The sequence below is a fragment of the Litoreibacter albidus genome, from assembly GCF_900107015.1.
Classification (GTDB): Bacteria; Pseudomonadota; Alphaproteobacteria; order Rhodobacterales; family Rhodobacteraceae; genus Litoreibacter; species Litoreibacter albidus.
Genome location: NZ_FNOI01000002.1, coordinates 429,540 through 445,569, shown reverse-complemented (window position 1 = coordinate 445,569; position 16,030 = coordinate 429,540). Strand labels below are relative to the sequence as shown.

The window sequence follows — 16,030 nt, the reverse complement described above, 5'->3', positions numbered from 1 at the left end:
CGACAATCCATTCCCCAAGGGGTATGTGCGTAATACATGACGGAGTTGCACAATGATCAGACGTTTTGGCGAGAGATATGAACACGGCAAACCCTACCGCTTGCGCCCTGGTGCCTACGCCATTTTGTGGAATGGCGTTGATCTGCTGACCACAGTTCAAGGTCGCGATGTCCCTGATGTACAGCTGCCCGGCGGTGGTGTTGACGCGGGCGAACACCCGATCCCCGCGCTCCACCGCGAGGTAATGGAGGAGACCGGCTGGACCATGACCGCCCCCCGCAAATTGGGTGCCTTTCGCCGGTTCGTTTACATGCCGGAATATGGCTATTGGGCCGAAAAGCTTTGCAGCGTTTATATCGCGCGCCCCGTGATGCAGCGCAGCCAACCGCTGGAGCCGGACCACGAAGCCGTGTGGATGTCGCCCACGGACGCCGCGCAGCTGCTTGGCAATGACGGCGACCGTCATTTCGTGAAAACCCTGTTTGGGCTGTAGCTTTTCCGCGCAGCGCTGTCATGCGCAAGGCCCGTCATAGTCAAACACCAGTATTGACACGTCGTCGCCGAAATCGCTGGTCTTGGTGTGGGCTTGTAATGTCTCCAGAAGGCGGTCCATCATCACTGGGGCGGGCATGTCCCGCGCGGCGTCTAGGAAGGAGTTCAGCCCATCTTCTTCCAGCATCACCCCCGCTGGGTTCTCTGCTTCCGTGATGCCATCTGAATGCAGGATCACGCGGTCACCCGGCTTTAGCTGCGTCTCGAATGACGTGAACTCCGCCTTGGGAATCAGCCCGACTGGCATGCCGCCGTCACCCAGCAGCGCAATTGCCTGCCCGCGGCGTTGCAGGACCGGATGCGGGTGCCCTGCCTGCACGGTGCGCATCAGCCCTGATTGCAGGTCAACGATGCTCAGCGCGATGGTGAAATAATGCTCCGTCTCCAATTCCCTCAGCAGTAACTCGTTCAGATCGCTGACGGTTTCCGCCGGATCGCGCGCAACAAACTTGCCGTCCCCAACCCTGCGCAGCGCCATATTCTGGCTGGGGGTGAACCCGCTCAGGTATCCCGCAAGGCGGGCAGTCATCAGCGCAGACGTCACCCCGTGGCCGGACACATCCAGCGAGAACAGGCCAATCTGATGGCGACTTACCCGAAAATATCCGACCAAATCGCCGCCCACATGGCCACTGGGCGTCAGGTTCAGGCCGATTTTCCCTTCCGGAAACTGGATGTCCGTGTCGCGGACCAGTGACTGCTGCAGGTGACGCGCCTCCGACAGGTCGTGGTTCAGGGCGTCGTACAGCTTTTCGATCCGTTTTAACGTGGAATTTACGATCTCGTTCTTGTCGATCAGCGCGGCCTGCATACGCAGCACCCGTTCCCCCGCGCGCAGCCGTGCGCGCAATTCCCCTGACGTGACGGGCTTTGTCAGGAAATCATCCGCGCCGGAGTTCAAGCCTTCCGCCACCTCATCGCTGCTGCCTTTGCTGGTTAACAGAATGAAGTAGCCGTAGTTGCTTTGCCCTAAGTTGCGGAACGCGCGGCAAAATTCTGGGCCGGACATTTCGGGCATCATCCAGTCACTTAGGATAAGGGACACGTCGTGGTCCGTGCAGATTTTCAGCCCTTCTGCCGCAGAATCCGCCTCCCAAACCTCGTACCCCCATTTGCGCAATCGCGTGGCCAGCAGCCGCCGCTGCATGCGGCTGTCATCGACCACCAAAACCCGTTGTGGCACGTCAGGGTTGGTGTCGCTGACGCCCTCCCAATCCAGTGCGGGCTGTGACGTGTGATCAGGGTCAAACTGGGGCGACGGTACAGAATTAAGCATGGGCCTAACTGAGGGCCAAACACTTAAGAGAGGATGAAGCCTCCAATTGGAATTACTACAATTCTAGCAATCATATTTCCTTAACGACTGGCGCTCATGCTGCCCGCATCAAGATTTAACGCGAAGGGGATGTGATGCTGGATTGGTCGCGGGTCGACGCGTTGAAAGCCGATTTGGGGGAGGAGGATTTCGATGAAATCGTCGCCCTTTTTCTGGAGGAGGTAGAGGAGAAATTATCCGACCTGACATCATCAGGCGCCAATAATCACGACGCTGATCTGCACTTTCTAAAGGGCAGCGCGGCGAACCTCGGGTTCGAGCAGTTTCGCGCCACCTGCGAGCAGATGGAGCACCAGCCCGATCAATTCGCGGCAGGGCAATTGCAGTCGGTTTATCAGCAGTCCAAATCCGCATTTCTGGCGGGAAAGGGGGTCTAAATCAGAAAATCCGCCAACACGTCGTCGTTGGTGATGTCGCGGTGCTCGAACCCGCCTTCGGTCATGGACTGGAACAGGCGCGCGAAAGCGTCAGGCTCCTTCGTCTCGATCCCGATCAGGACGGAGCCGAAGTTGCGGGCCGACTTTTTCAGGTACTCGAACCGCGCGATGTCGTCGTCGGGGCCAAGCAGGGCCAGAAAATCTTTCAACGCGCCGGGGCGTTGGGGCATGCGAAGGATCAGGTACTTCTTTAGGCCGGCGTACCGCTGCGCACGTTCTTTCACTTCCGGTAGGCGCTCAAAGTCGAAGTTGCCGCCGGATGTCACGCACACGATGGTCTTACCTTTGATGTCCTGCGCCAAGTCGTCCAAGGCGTCGATCACCAGCGCGCCTGCGGGTTCCAGCACGATGCCTTCGATGTTGAGCAGTTTGATCATGGTGCCGCAAATGCGGTTTTCCGGCGCCAGCAAAACGTGGGCGGGGTCGACGTCTTTCAACACCTCAAAGGTGTGCGCCCCGATCCGCGCAACGGCCGCGCCGTCCACGAAGGTGTCAATATGGGGCAGCGTCACCGGCTTGCCCTGCGCCAGCGCCGCCGTCAGCGATGCGCCGCCTGCGGGTTCGACATAGCGGAAGGAAATGCCAGCCGCGCTGTCGGTGAAATACCGCGTCACACCGGCGGACAGACCACCACCGCCAACGGGCAACAGCAACATGTCAGGCGGGGTGCCCAGCTCTGCCTCGATCTCCACCGCGACGGAGGCCTGTCCCTCGATCACATCAGGATCGTCAAACGGTGACAGGAAATGCGCGCCAATGTCCGCGCAGTGGTCTTGCGCGGCGCGAAGGGTCTGGTCGAAGTAATCACCCGTCAGCCGGATTTTCACGAAGTCACCGCCAAAGGCGCGGGTCTTCTCGATCTTTTGCTGCGGCGTGGTGATCGGCATGAACACTTCACCGGTGACGCCGAAATGGCGGCAGGCAAAGGCGAAGCCTTGGGCGTGGTTGCCCGCACTTGCGCAGACAAAGTTGCGCTGGTCGGGGTGGCTTACGCGCCGTTTCGACATCGCATTGAACGCGCCGCGAATCTTGTAGGACCGCACCGGCGACAGGTCTTCGCGCTTCAGATAAATCTGCGCGCCGTAGCGGTCCGACAGGTATTCGTTCAACTGAAGGGGCGTCGGCTCAAACAGGGCGCGCATCGCATCGGTGGCGGCGCGGGCGGCGTCGGTAAAGGCGCTCATTTCGACATCGGCGGGATGGAGCGGAAGATGGCGACGAGCCAGCCCGTGCCGATCAGGATCAGCAGCCATGAGGTCACCACTCCGATCAGGCTGTGGAGCAGCATGTTTGCCCCCATAAGGCCCGCCAATAGCATGGAGGGCAGCACCAACAGGATGGTGGTCACGACGGCCAGAATGGCCAGCACCCAGATAGATTTGTCGCGCGCGCCGACCCATGCCTGCACCAAGGACAACACTTGGCCCGCCGCAGTTGCCGGAAGCGCCGCGCCGACGCGCAGCAACAACCACGTCATCAGGAAGGTGCTGATCAGCGGCAGGGCGATCATCGACACCAGCAAGGGCAGATGCATGATGACCATATTTTCAAGGATGTTTAGGATCAGGCCAGCCCCGCCGACCACAACCACCACCAACAGCACGGTGATCAGGAAGTTGCTGAACGGCAGGCCTTTCAGCGATGGCACCACCCCGCGCGGGGTGTCGGCGCCCAGGCAAAAGCGGCTCCAGATCAGGGACACCCATGCGGCGGCCATGACGTTGATCACCAAGGACAGCATGGTGAAGGTGGCGGTTAAGGCGGGCATCTGCCCCTCGGCGTCGGGGCGCACATCGCCGCCGCTTACCGGTTGGCCGACCAGAAGCGCGCCAAGGATCAGCACCAAAACGCTGGCGCCAACCCAGACAACCGCCGTCAGCCGCAGGGCCGTGGGGAGGTTGTCAAACAGCTGCTTGAGCCCGTAAACGTAGAAGTTGATCGCTTGCTGCATAGTGCCGAGTGCCCGCTATTTCGCCCGTCGTATTCGTTGTCCAGACCCTGCGGTCAAACGGCACTGGGGTCAATCAAGACCATGCACGCCCTTGCACCCCTGTGACATTGCCGCTATCGCCGTTGGCGACCTTTAGCTTAGCCGGAGACGCCCAAATGTCCGCCCCCAAAAAAGTAGTGCTCGCCTATTCCGGTGGCCTTGATACCTCGATCATCCTGAAATGGTTGCAGACGGAATATAACTGCGAAGTCGTGACCTTCACCGCCGACCTTGGCCAAGGCGAGGAGCTGGAGCCAGCGCGCAAGAAGGCCGAGCTGCTGGGGATCAAGCCCGAGAATATCTTCATCGAAGACGTTCGCGAGGAATTCGTGCGCGACTTCGTGTTCCCGATGTTCCGCGCCAACGCGCTTTACGAGGGGCTGTATCTGCTGGGCACCTCCATCGCGCGCCCGCTGATTTCCAAGCGGTTGGTCGAGATCGCCGCCGAAACCGGCGCGGATGCTGTGGCGCACGGCGCGACGGGCAAAGGCAACGACCAAGTCCGGTTCGAGCTGGCCGCCTACGCGCTGAACCCCGACATCAAAGTGATCGCCCCGTGGCGCGAGTGGGATTTGTCCTCGCGCACCAAGCTGATCGAATTCGCGGAGCAGCACCAGATCCCGATCGCCACGGACAAACGCGGCGAAGCCCCGTTCTCCGTGGACGCGAACCTGTTGCACACATCCTCCGAAGGCAAAGTGCTGGAAGACCCAGGCGTAGAAGCGCCCGATTACGTCTACCAGCGCACAGTTCATCCAGAGGACGCGCCGGACGAGCCGGAAATGGTGGAAATCGGCTTCGAGGCTGGCGACGCGGTGTCGATCAACGGCGAAGCCATGTCGCCTGCCACGATCCTGACCAAGCTGAACGAGCTGGGCGGCAAGCACGGCTGTGGCCGTCTTGATCTGGTTGAGGGCCGTTTCGTCGGCATGAAGTCACGCGGCATCTACGAGACACCGGGCGGCACATTGTTGTTGGAAGCGCACCGCGGGATCGAGTCGATCACGCTGGACCGCGGCGCGGCGCACCTCAAAGATGAGCTGATGCCAAAATACGCAGAGCTGATCTACAACGGTTTCTGGTACTCGCCAGAGCGCGAAATGCTGCAAGCGTTGATCGACGAAAGCCAGAAGCACGTGACCGGAACCGTGCGCCTCAAGCTCTACAAAGGCTCCGCGCGCACCGTGGCGCGTTGGTCGGATCATTCCTTGTATTCCGAAGCGCATGTGACCTTCGAGGAAGACGCAGGCGCTTACGACCAAACGGATGCGGCAGGGTTCATTCAGCTGAACGCGCTGCGGTTGAAGCTGTTGGCAGCCCGCGACAAGCGTTTGAAGTCCTAATAAAAAACGGCGCCCCGATGTTGGTCGGGGCGCCGCTGAAACTGAATACTCGTTACGAACCTATTTGGCCGTGATGACCTTCATCACCAGCTTGCCGTCGGGCTTGATCGGGCCGTCCTCTTTGGCGCCCAATGTGTACTCAAACCCGCCCGTTACCATGCCGCCTTTTTCGGCGTGAACCATCAGCATCAGCATGTCGCCGGACGCCACTGGCTCGGTCAGGATCGCGACCACGTCGTCATTGTCGCCCATCCGCAAGGGGGCGTAGCCAACGACAGGGCCGGGCTTCATTTCGGCGTCTGTGCGGTGGACGACCAGCCAGCCGTTTTCGCCAGCGGTGACGGAAGCGGCCGAGACGATCCCGTTCGAGACATCTTGATCCATGGCGTTCACCATCGGCGTTGGCGCGTGGCCGTCGGCCAATGCGGCGCTGGTAATCATAAGGGCGGCGGCGGTCGTAGTGATGAGGAATTTCATGTGTCGTAGCTCCTTTGTCTCACGCCCAAAGATTGGGAGTGTTTAGTAGACACGGACCTTGGCGCGCAGAAGTTTCAGAGTTTCGTGAAAAAACTTCGCGGTTTCCACCCGACGCACTGGTAACCCATGGGTTACCTTGGACGAATTGCCGTTAACTATCTTCGGTTGATCTGGCTGAATATTCCCGCCCAGCGTTTACAGGTGTTGCTGAACGGTAAATCTAATCGGATCAAAACCCCGCGTTTTATGAGGTGATTAGCAGTTTGCGTGCTTTCAGCGCGTCGTAATGCGGCAAGGCCTCTTGGCATAGTTTTGCGGCGTCGCTGGACAATTCGGGCAGCGGTCCCTCCGCCCCTGCGAAGCCGGTGGAGCGGTGAACCGCCCCGTACCAATGCGACGCCCAAACCCCGTCGAAGGGCTTCGGCCCCGCAGGCCAATGCAGCATAGACGCATCAAACGGCAGGTCGATCGCATCGCATAAAACCCGCAGGGCCGCCTCAGGGTTTTCGCGAATGTCGTGGCTGTCGATCACCAAGCCGCCGATCTTGTCGTAGAGCGCGGTTTGCTGGACATAGCCTATATCCTCCAGCGTCGGGTTCTCGCGCTTGGCGGCGTAGCTGGCGATGACGCGGGCGGGGTGGCGGATCAGGTGAACGTTGACGCAATCCTGCGTCCAGTCCAGCGGCACGCCGTCCAGCATGTGATGCGGCATGTGCTTCATATACCGGTGCTGTGCGGGGTCCGCCGCGCAGGCTGCGGCGACCTGCTTGGGGTCGGTCTCTTGCGACGCGATAACCTCCGCGCCCATCGGGTGTGTCAGCCCCGTGGCATGCAGGTAGGCACCGTAAAACGGCTCGTCCACGGCGGTGAAGTCAGGGCGGTTGCCGAAGCTATACATCATCGCCGTCGACAGATTGCGCGGACCGGACCACATGGCGATTTTCATGGGGCTGTGCTTTCGATTAACTCTTTGTAAAGCGCCCGAAGGCGCGTTGTGACGGGGCCAAGCTCCCCCGTGCCAATCACGCGCCCGTCGATTTCGGACACGGGTGTTTGCGCGCCGAATGTGCCGGTCAAAAACGCCTCCTCGGCGGCATAGGTGTCCACAAGGGAGAAGTTGCGTTCATAGCACGGAATGCCGTTGGCATGGCACAGGTCGATGACCTTCTGGCGGGTGATGCCGTTCATGCAGTAGTCGCCCGTTGACGTCCAAACCGCGCCTTTCTTGACGATGAAGAAGTTGCAGGCGTTGGTGGTGTTCACGAAGCCGTTCACGTCCAGCATCAGCGCCTCGTCGGCGCCAGCTTTTTCGGCGGCGATGCAGGCAAGGATGCAGTTCAGCTTACTGTGGGAATTGAGCTTCGGGTCTTGCGTCATGGGCAAGCCGCGCAGGTGCGGCACCGTGGCCAGCCGGATCGGGCGGGGCAGTTTGGGTTTGGAATGCTCCATGATGATCACGAACGTCGGGCCGGACCGTGACAGGGCAGGGTGCTGGAACGGGCGGTGCTTGACCCCGCGCGTGACCATCAGGCGGGCGTGGGCGTCGGTGGTCATGCCGTTGGCCTCGCGAGTTTGCTCCAGCGCGGCGATGACGCCGTCGCGGTCCATGCCGATGTCCAGATCAATGGCTTTGGCGGCCTCGAACAGACGGTCGATGTGTTCGTCCACGAAGGCCCATGTGCCATTATAAAGGCGGAGCCCCTCCCAAACGCCGTCCCCCAGCATGAAGCCGCTGTCATAGACGGACACCGTGGCCTCGGCCTTGGGTTTCAACTGGCCATCCACGTAGATCAAAATCTTGTCGTTGCGGGCGTCTTCCTCGGCTTGGTGGGTGGTTTGGTGATCAGTCATATAGGGCCTCCTGTTGAGCGGGACTAAAGCGCGAAAGTTCTGCGGGGGCCAGAAAAATACACGGCAAGCTTAGGGGATTCCCAAACGGCTTGGTCTTGGCTATTAATCGGGGATATTATTCCTATTAGCCAAAGGGCATTTTACAATGAGTGAGAGTTTACCAGCGGACGCAAAGCCGTTCGAGTTTACCGGGAACGCCAAAGAATGGTTCGGCATCTGGATCGTTAACCTGCTTTTGAGCATCGTGACGCTGGGGATTTACTCGGCTTGGGCCAAAGTCCGCACGAAGAAGTATTTTCACAACCACACCTACGTCGAAGGCCGCAACTTCGACTACCACGCCACAGGCAAACAAATCCTGATCGGTCGTTTGATCGTGATTGCCGCGGTGGTGGTGTTTCAGATTATCACTGCGATCCTGCCCGCCTTGGGCCTGATCTTGCTGATCGGGTTGCTGTTCGCCTACCCGTGGCTGATCGTGCGCTCCATGATTTTTAATGCGCGAATGACCAGCTTTTCCAACGTGCGGTTCGGGTTTGTGGGCACTGTCGGGCAGGCGTTTATGACGTTCCTTGTGTACCCGCTGCTCATGGCGCTGACGCTTTATACGACCTTCCCGATCTGGGATCGCGCGATGAAGCGCTTCTCAATCGACAACCACAAGCTGGGTCAGGCGAAGTTCAAAATGGATGCGGCCCTTGGGCCGTTCTACAAGGCGTTCCTTGTGGCCATCGCGTGGATCATCGTTACAGGGCTTATCGGCGTCTTGCTGACAGGGTTCAACTTTGCAGAGTTCGCATATGCCATGGAGAGTATGGACAATGATCCCGGTCAAGGGGCTGCCATTGTAGGCCTGTTCTACCTGCTGTTCTTCATTGCCTTCCTGCCCGCCGCGTTCATCTACCAAGCGATGACCCGAAATGTCGTTTACAACAACACAACCTTGGAAGGCGGCCACCGTTTCGCGTCCAATGTGACCGCGCCGCAATTGTTGTGGCTGGCCGTGACGAATATGATCGTCGTGGTGTTCACGTTGTTCCTGATGCTGCCTTGGGCGCAGGTGCGGATGTCGCGCTATCTGGCGTCGCACACGGGCTTTATTCCGGGCGGCTCCATGGATGACTTCGTGACCCAGCAGCAAGAAGCTGGCGGCGCAATCGGGGATGCCTACACCGACCTTGAAGGCATCGACGTCGGCCTGCCGATCTAAGCCAATGAGAAACGCGCCGCATCTTCCGGGCCTTCGTGGCCACGCATTTGCGGCGCGTTCCTCGTACCGCCAACCCGCGCGACTTGTCACACGCGAGGGCGGCGAAGACCTTTGGGTCGATATGCAAAACGACGAGCGTGCGGTGCTGGCCAGCGCCTATCTGTCGGATTTGGTGATTGACCCGCCGCTGGGCAGCGCCCCGCGCAAAGTGACCTTCCCCGACGGGGCGGTGTTCGAAACCACGGACCACGCCGCGATTGAGGCCTTAACCGGCCAGACGCGGGGATCACTGCTGCATCACTACGAGGGCTTCAATTCCCGCCTGTTCGGCGTGGTGGCCCTGTGCTTGGCCGCGGCGTGGGTGCTGTGGCGCTACGGGTTGGACATCATGGCCGCCGCCGCGATTGCCGTGACCCCGCCCGCCGTGATTGAGCAGATTGACGTGGGCACCATGCAGACCATGGATTTCACCATGGCCGCGCCCTCCAAACTAACCGACACCCAAAAGCGCGACGTGGAAAAGGTGTACCGACGCTTGGTGAACGCCTTGCCGGACGATGTGCGCCGCACGCACAGCTTTGAATTGCTGTTCCGCGATGTGCCAGGCATGGGGCCGAACGCCTTCGCCTTGCCGGGCGGCACGATGTTGATGACAGACGCCTTCGTGAAGGACTTCCCCGACACGGACGTGATGGCGGGCGTGCTGGGCCACGAGATCGGGCATGTGGTGGAGCAGCACGGGCTGAAACGGATTTACCGGTCGCTGAGCATGTATGTTCTGATCGCCTTCCTTGCGGGGGACGTCGGGCCGATCCTTGAGGATGTGGTGCTGGAGGGGAACGTGCTGCTGTCGCTGTCGTTCAGCCGCGCGCAGGAAACCGAGGCCGACGAATTCGGGCTGAAGCTGTCGAAGGCCTCCGGTTTCGATCCTGCGGGTCTGAAGCGCTTCTTCAAGGAGTTGGACGGCAGATTTGGCGATAGCGAGCCGCCGCAATGGAAGTCCACCCACCCCTCCAGTGCGGCGCGGGTCGAGGCGATCGACGCCTATATCGACGGGCTTTGATCACGTCACCTCACGACGACTTTAGTTGATTTGGGGCGCGGGCGGTGTAGCTCTCAGCGCATCCGCACCCCTTTAGGAGAGCCCCATGCACCTAACCGACACGCTGTTGCGCAGCGCCGCGATCCTTGCCGTTACCTCAATCGGCACCTTGTCCGCCCAACAGGCCGAGGCCGCGAAAATTACCGTGGCGGGGGGCTGCTTCTGGTGCGTGGAAAGTGACTTCGAGACGGTCAAAGGCGTGAACGAAGTGGTCTCCGGCTTTACCGGCGGACGGGTCAAGAACCCCAGCTACAAGCAGGTTGTGGGCGGCGGCACGGGCCATCTGGAAGCGGTGGAGATCGACTACGACCCGTCCAAAATCGACCCGAAGGCGCTTTATGATCTGTTCTTTCGCTCCGTTGACCCAACGGATGCGGGCGGGCAGTTTTGCGACCGTGGCGAAAGCTACGCCACCGCAATTTTCGTGAGCAGCGCGGCGGAGCGCAAGGCGGCGGAAGCCTCCAAGGCGGACGCGGAGGCGGCGCTGGGCCAGAAGATCGTGACCCCTATCCGCGACGCGGCGACCTTCTATCCGGCGGAGGCCTATCATCAGGATTACTACAAGCAGGACAAGATCATCATCACGCGGTTCGGCCCGCGCTCCAAGGCGGTGGCGTACAAGAAGTACCGCGACGCCTGTGGCCGCGATCAGCGGGTGAAACAGCTATGGGGCAAAGCCGCGCCCTTTGCCCACTAACGCTTAGCGCGCCGCGCTTAGTAGAATAGCGCGGCGTTGTTGGTCAGGATGATCTGGATCGCGTAGATGCCCAGAAGGGCGACGACGGGGCTTAGATCAATCCCGCCCATTTGCGGCAGCATGCGGCGGATCGGGCCGTAGAGCGGCTCCAGCAGGCGGTTCAGCCCGTCCCAGATTTGGGCGACGACAGGCTGGCGGATGTTGAGGACGCCGAAACTGATAAGCCAGCTCATGATGAAATGAATGATGATCACTGTGCGGACCACGCCGAGGATCATCATCAGGATTTGGAACAGGCTTGTCATTCAGGCACTCCGCTTAAAGGTTGCGGACTAGGTAAGCGCGGTGGCCCCTACGCGCAAGGTGTGACGCGATGTCTTGGTTGACGTTGGTGCCAATTAGGGCATGTGTCGGCGCAACGAAGGAGTCGACATGTTTCCATTTATCCGCCTGATTTATCAATTTTTCCGCCACCGGAATGACGCGCCTTTGGGGCCGCTCGACACGCATGTGTCCCACCACATTTGCTGGCCTTGGGATCTGGACCTGTGGCGCGAGCTGAACAACGGGCGGACGCTGACCATTTACGATCTGGGGCGGTTGCCGCTGGCCGGTCGTGTCGGGCTGATCAAGGTGCTGAAGGCAAACGGTTGGGGGCTGACGATGGCGGGGGCCTCGGTGCGGTATCGCCGCCGCGTGCGCATGTTTGACCGCATTGAGATGCGGTCGCGGGCAGTGTGCTGGGACGACAAGTTTTTGTATCTGGAGCAGTCCATGCGGGTACGCGGCGAAGCCACGTCGCATGTGTTGTACCGCTCTGCCGTGACGGGCAAAAACGGCATCGTCCCACCGCAACAGGTTATGGGCGCGCTGGAACTGTCGATGGATACGCCGGAAACGCCCGCTTGGATAAAGGCGTGGATCGAGGCCGAATCTACCCGTCCGTGGCCGCCATTTTAGGTTCTGGTTTACGTTTACGTCAATTTTTCAAGGTAAGTTATTCCTTGCTTCACGTCGCCCGATGGCCGTAGGTCAAGGGTGACAAACTAGGAATTTTGACGATATGGCGACGTCTGCGACCAAGCGTATTTGGGGCTGGTTTATGTTCGATTGGGCCTCCCAACCGTATAATACCTTGCTTTTGACGTTCATTTTCGGCCCTTTCTTCGCCGAGGTCGTGACCAATCAATACATGCTTGGCGGCATGTCGGAAAAGCTTGCCAAAGCCAACGCGCAAAGCCTGTGGGGTTGGGCGCTGACGATTTCCGGCCTGCTTATCGCGTTCTCCGCCCCGGTGCTGGGGGCCGTGGCCGACAGCACCGGCCGCCGGATGCCGTTTATCTGGGTGTTCTCGCTGCTTTATGTCATCGGCGCGGCTGGCACATGGCTGGCGGACCCCCAAGGGTTTCACCTGCCGTTGGTCATGGGGCTGTTCATCGTCGGATTGGTCGGCATGGAGTTCGCCACGATCTTCACCAACGCGATGTTACCCGAACTGGGCACCCGCGAAGAGATCGGGCGCATCTCCGGCTCCGGCTGGGCAATGGGGTATCTGGGCGGCTTTCTGGCGCTGATCCTTGCCTTGGTTTTTCTGGCGGAGAACAGCCAAGGGCGCACGTTGATCGGCATTGCACCGCTGGGCGGATTGGACCCCGCCGCGCGGGAGGGCACACGTTTTGTTGGGGTGTTCTCGGCCTTGTGGTTCATTGTTTTCATGGTGCCGTTCTTCGTTTGGGTCCGCGACCCCAAAGACCGGCCCGTGCGCACCAAAGGCGTTATCACCGCGGGGTTGCGCAGCCTTGTGCGCACGATTCGCAAATTGCCGCAAAGCCCGAGCCTTGCGAGCTATCTCGGCTCCTCCATGCTGTACCGCGACGCGTTGAACGGCATGTATACCTTCGGCGGCGTCTACGCCGTGGGTGTGCTGGACTGGAGCGTTGTGGACGTCGGCGTGTTCGGCATTCTAGCGGTGATCGCGGGCGCGTTGGCGGCCTATGTGGGCGGTCGGGCGGACAGCCGCAAAGGGCCGAAGCCAGTGATCCTTGTGTCGATTTTCTGGCTGATCATTGCCGCGATTTCCATCGTGATGATCACGCCGACTTCGATCTACGGCGTGCCGGTTTCGGACGCGGGCCTGATCGCGGGGCGCACGGCGTCTGACATTGCGTTTTATCTGGCGGGTATTCTGGTGGGCGCTGCGGGCGGGACCATTCAATCCGCGTCGCGCACGATGATGGTGCGCCAAGCCAACCCGCACCGCATGACCGAGGCCTTCGGCCTTTATGCGCTGGCGGGTAAGGCGACGTCTTTCCTGGCGCCGGGGTTGATCGCCTTGGTGACGATGATCACGGGATCGCAACGGATTGGCGTGACTCCGCTTATCGGGCTCTTTCTTTTGGGGCTGGTCCTGTTACTCTGGGTGAAACCAGACGGAGAGGACGACGCAGTATGGGATTCCGACATCTGATAGGGGCGGCATTGGCGGTGGTCTGCATGGCCGGAACCGCCAGCGCAGAAAAGCTGGCCAAGCAGTACTTCGGCGCCCAGCGGGATGGCTCTGCCCAGAAAGCGGCGGCCTATGGATCCTACGCCAAAGGTTGCGCCGCCGGCTTGGTACAAATGCCCGAAACCGGCCCCACGTGGCAATCCATGCGCCTGTCGCGCAACCGCAACTGGGGCCATCCGGACCTGATCGACTTTTCCGTTAAGCTGAGCCGCGTTGCCGTCAAACAAGGCTGGAAGGGCTTGTACTTCGGCGACTTCTCGCAGCCACGGGGCGGCCCGATGCTGACGGGGCACCGCAGCCACCAATTGGGGTTGGACGCTGACATCTGGATGAACCCTGTTGGCCGCGTGAACCTGAACCGCAACCAGCGCGAAAACATCTCGGCGATTTCGATGCGTCGGGCGGGCGGGGCATTTGTGAACGACAAATGGACCCGCGCGCACCATGAAATTCTGAAAGCCGCGGCAAGCGACCCGCGCGTTGCACGTATCTTTGTGTTCCCCGGCGCGAAGGTGCAGATGTGCAAAGACGAGAAGGCGCGCAGCAAACGCAAGCGCGCTTGGCTGCGTAAAATCCGGCCTTGGTGGGGGCACCACTACCATTTTCACGTGCGCCTGAGCTGCCCCAAAGGCTCTCGCGGGTGTGTTGACCAAGCGCCACCGCCACCGGGCGACGGGTGCGCGGATGCGCAGCAGTGGGTGAACAACATCCTGAACCCACCGCCCCCACCGAAAAACCCACCTAAAGCCACCGCCAAAAAACGCGGTGAATTGCGGTTAGCGGATTTGCCAAAAGCATGTGTTGGCGTTCTGAACTCCAAGTAGCTGTTGCTGCTGTCTGGCTGACTGCGGGGGCTGCGGGGGCGCAGTCGCTGGAGTTCGTGAGCCGGTATGTGTGGAATGATCCTGTGGACGGGTTCGGCGGGTTTTCGTCACTGGAGCTGACGCGCGATGGCACCAGCTTTACCACGACGTCGGACAAAGGGATGATCGCGGAGGGGCGGATCGTGCGCGATGGCGGGCGTATTCGCGGCGTCGATAACCTGCGGTTCGAGCGGATACAAAACACCGACGGTGCCCCGCTGCGCAGCTACCGCACCGACGCCGAAGGGCTGGCGATTGCGCCGGACGGGACGATCTATATTTCGTTCGAGGGGACGCACCGCGTCTTGGCGTATGACAGCACCCAAGGCGCGGCGAAGGCCCTGCCGGAGCTGCCTTGGCGCAGCACTTTGCAAAGCAATTCGTCGCTGGAGGCTTTGGCGATTGACGGCGCGGGGGTGCTTTACACCATGCCGGAACGGTCTGGCGATCTGAACCGTCCGTTCCCTGTGTTTCGCCTGCGCAACGGACGCTGGGACCGAGCCTTGAGCATCCCGCGCCGCGACGGGTTTCTGCCCGTGGGGGCGGACTTCGGCCCCGACGGGCGGCTGTATCTGCTGGAGCGGGAGCTTGCGGGACTGAACGGGTTTGCGTCGCGGGTGCGCAGCTTCAAGCTGGAGCGCAACGCGCTGAGCGATGAGCGCGAGATTTTGCGCACCACGCCGGGCACGCATGACAATTTGGAAGGTCTGGCGGTGTGGGCCACCCCCGAAGGGGTGATCCGTGTGACGATGATATCCGACGACAACTTCAAGTTTTTCCAGCGCACAGAGCTGGTGGAGTACCGTCTGGTGCAGTGAGCCTAGGTGTTGGCCTGATGCGCGTCGATGATGGCGATGGCTTCTTCGGCGGTTTCCACGAAGTGGAACAGCTCCAGATCTTCGGCGGCGATGGTGCCTGCCTCTGACAGGGCGTCCCAGTTAATGATAGAGCGCCAGAACATCTCCCCGAACAGCACGAACGGCACGCGTTGCATGCGGCCGGTCTGGATCAAGGTCAGGGCCTCGAAGGTTTCATCCAGCGTGCCGAAGCCGCCCGGGAACACGGTGACCGCGCTGGCGCGCATCAGGAAGTGCATCTTGCGGATCGCGAAGTAGTGGAAGTTGAAGCATAGCTCCGGCGTGACGTATTCGTTCGGGGCCTGCTCGTGCGGCAGCACGATGTTTAGACCGACGGAGCGCCCGCCTGCATCCAGCGCACCACGGTTGCCTGCTTCCATAACGCCGGGGCCGCCGCCGGTGCAGATCACGTTGCGCGTCCCGTCGGAGCGCGCGGTCATGATCTGCGCAAAACGACGGGCCTCTTCATAGTATTTTGACAGCTCCGCCAATGTGGAGGTGCGGGCGGTGGACTTCTTGGCGGGCTCTGGGATGCGGGCGCCGCCGAACAGAACGATTGTCGACTCGATGCCGGCCTCGTCCATCATCAGCTGGGGTTTCAGCAGTTCCAGTTGCAACCGCACGGGGCGCAGCTCGTCGCGGCACATGAAGTCGTTGTCGGTAAACGCAAGGGCATAGGCAGGGGACCGCGTTTGCGGCGTGTCGGGGATCTGCTTGACCTCCTCCATGTCCTGCCGAGAGTGGCGCATGGGGTGCTTGCGGTTGTCGTCTTTCATATCGTCTGCCTCTTCATTGCGCGTGTGCGTCTT

18 protein-coding genes are annotated in these 16,030 nt (G+C 60.7%); 10 read left to right on the top strand and 8 right to left on the bottom strand.

All coding sequences use genetic code 11. From position 1 onward, the window contains the following. Window positions 1–52: 52 nt before the first annotated feature. Entirely contained in the window at window positions 53–493 is a 441-nt protein-coding gene (locus BLW66_RS07235; protein ID WP_089946457.1) for an NUDIX hydrolase, read from the top strand. Window positions 494–511: 18 nt separating this feature from the next. On the opposite strand, the gene BLW66_RS07230 is transcribed toward BLW66_RS07235, so the two are convergent. Beyond that, window positions 512–1,828, bottom strand: coding sequence for a SpoIIE family protein phosphatase (locus tag BLW66_RS07230; protein ID WP_089946456.1), 1,317 nt, complete (start codon window positions 1,826–1,828; stop codon window positions 512–514). 134 nt (window positions 1,829–1,962) lie between these two features. Between BLW66_RS07230 and BLW66_RS07225 the strand changes: the two genes are divergently transcribed. Next, complete coding sequence (locus tag BLW66_RS07225; protein ID WP_089946455.1) at window positions 1,963–2,265, top strand: Hpt domain-containing protein; 303 nt, start codon at window positions 1,963–1,965, stop codon at window positions 2,263–2,265. Here the strand turns inward: BLW66_RS07225 and ilvA are convergent. Further along, window positions 2,262–3,509, bottom strand: a complete 1,248-nt coding sequence (ilvA, locus tag BLW66_RS07220; protein ID WP_089946454.1) for a threonine ammonia-lyase IlvA — start codon at window positions 3,507–3,509, stop codon at window positions 2,262–2,264. The genes BLW66_RS07225 and ilvA overlap by 4 nt on opposite strands. Further along, window positions 3,506–4,276 (bottom strand): hypothetical protein, encoded by a 771-nt coding sequence (locus BLW66_RS07215; RefSeq protein ID WP_089946453.1) that lies wholly within the window; start codon window positions 4,274–4,276, stop codon window positions 3,506–3,508. Before BLW66_RS07215 ends, ilvA begins: the two co-directional genes overlap by 4 nt. A gap of 155 nt (window positions 4,277–4,431) precedes the next feature. On the opposite strand from BLW66_RS07215, the gene BLW66_RS07210 reads away from it, so the two are divergent. Next, window positions 4,432–5,658: an argininosuccinate synthase gene (locus BLW66_RS07210; protein ID WP_089946452.1), complete on the top strand. Its 1,227-nt coding sequence runs from the start codon at window positions 4,432–4,434 to the stop codon at window positions 5,656–5,658. Window positions 5,659–5,718: 60 nt separating this feature from the next. On the opposite strand, the gene BLW66_RS07205 is transcribed toward BLW66_RS07210, so the two are convergent. From BLW66_RS07205 to BLW66_RS07195, 3 genes are all read right to left on the bottom strand, one after another. Next, the gene (locus BLW66_RS07205; RefSeq protein WP_089946451.1) at window positions 5,719–6,135 is read right to left on the bottom strand and encodes a DUF7282 domain-containing protein; all 417 of its coding nucleotides are present in this window, start codon (window positions 6,133–6,135) and stop codon (window positions 5,719–5,721) included. Window positions 6,136–6,379: 244 nt separating this feature from the next. Then, a complete protein-coding gene (locus BLW66_RS07200) occupies window positions 6,380–7,081 on the bottom strand; it encodes a sulfotransferase-like domain-containing protein (RefSeq protein WP_089946450.1) in 702 nt (233 codons plus the stop codon). Further along, a complete protein-coding gene (locus BLW66_RS07195) occupies window positions 7,078–7,986 on the bottom strand; it encodes a D-amino acid aminotransferase (RefSeq protein ID WP_089946449.1) in 909 nt (302 codons plus the stop codon). The genes BLW66_RS07200 and BLW66_RS07195 overlap by 4 nt, the downstream gene beginning before the upstream one ends. 145 nt (window positions 7,987–8,131) lie before the next feature. On the opposite strand from BLW66_RS07195, the gene BLW66_RS07190 reads away from it, so the two are divergent. The 3 genes from BLW66_RS07190 (at window position 8,132) to msrA (ending at window position 10,995) form a co-directional block, all read left to right on the top strand. Further along, window positions 8,132–9,196: a YjgN family protein gene (locus tag BLW66_RS07190; RefSeq protein WP_089946448.1), complete on the top strand. Its 1,065-nt coding sequence runs from the start codon at window positions 8,132–8,134 to the stop codon at window positions 9,194–9,196. A gap of 4 nt (window positions 9,197–9,200) precedes the next feature. Continuing rightward, a complete protein-coding gene (locus tag BLW66_RS07185; protein WP_170833419.1) occupies window positions 9,201–10,259 on the top strand; it encodes a M48 family metallopeptidase in 1,059 nt (352 codons plus the stop codon). 85 nt (window positions 10,260–10,344) lie between these two features. Then, window positions 10,345–10,995 (top strand): peptide-methionine (S)-S-oxide reductase MsrA, encoded by a 651-nt coding sequence (gene msrA, locus BLW66_RS07180; protein WP_089946446.1) that lies wholly within the window; start codon window positions 10,345–10,347, stop codon window positions 10,993–10,995. 17 nt (window positions 10,996–11,012) lie between these two features. Here the strand turns inward: msrA and BLW66_RS07175 are convergent, their stop codons facing one another. After that, window positions 11,013–11,300 (bottom strand): YggT family protein, encoded by a 288-nt coding sequence (locus BLW66_RS07175; protein ID WP_089946445.1) that lies wholly within the window; start codon window positions 11,298–11,300, stop codon window positions 11,013–11,015. Between the two features lie 127 nt (window positions 11,301–11,427). Between BLW66_RS07175 and BLW66_RS07170 the strand changes: the two genes are divergently transcribed. The 4 genes from BLW66_RS07170 to BLW66_RS07155 all read left to right on the top strand — a co-directional run bounded on the left by BLW66_RS07170 (window position 11,428) and on the right by BLW66_RS07155 (window position 15,182). Continuing rightward, a complete protein-coding gene (locus BLW66_RS07170; protein ID WP_089946444.1) occupies window positions 11,428–11,955 on the top strand; it encodes an acyl-CoA thioesterase in 528 nt (175 codons plus the stop codon). Between the two features lie 103 nt (window positions 11,956–12,058). Then, window positions 12,059–13,462, top strand: coding sequence for an MFS transporter (locus BLW66_RS07165; protein WP_089946443.1), 1,404 nt, complete (start codon window positions 12,059–12,061; stop codon window positions 13,460–13,462). Further along, window positions 13,444–14,325 carry a penicillin-insensitive murein endopeptidase gene (gene mepA / locus BLW66_RS07160; RefSeq protein WP_089946442.1) on the top strand — a complete coding sequence of 294 codons (882 nt, stop codon included), beginning with the start codon at window positions 13,444–13,446 and terminating at the stop codon, window positions 14,323–14,325. The genes BLW66_RS07165 and mepA overlap by 19 nt, the downstream gene beginning before the upstream one ends. Further along, entirely contained in the window at window positions 14,298–15,182 is an 885-nt protein-coding gene (locus BLW66_RS07155) for an esterase-like activity of phytase family protein (protein ID WP_089946441.1), read from the top strand. Before mepA ends, BLW66_RS07155 begins: the two co-directional genes overlap by 28 nt. Before the next feature lie 2 nt (window positions 15,183–15,184). Here BLW66_RS07155 and BLW66_RS07150 read toward each other — a convergent pair whose 3' ends face one another. Continuing rightward, window positions 15,185–15,997: an LOG family protein gene (locus BLW66_RS07150; protein WP_089946440.1), complete on the bottom strand. Its 813-nt coding sequence runs from the start codon at window positions 15,995–15,997 to the stop codon at window positions 15,185–15,187. Between the last annotated feature and the right edge of the window lie 33 nt (window positions 15,998–16,030).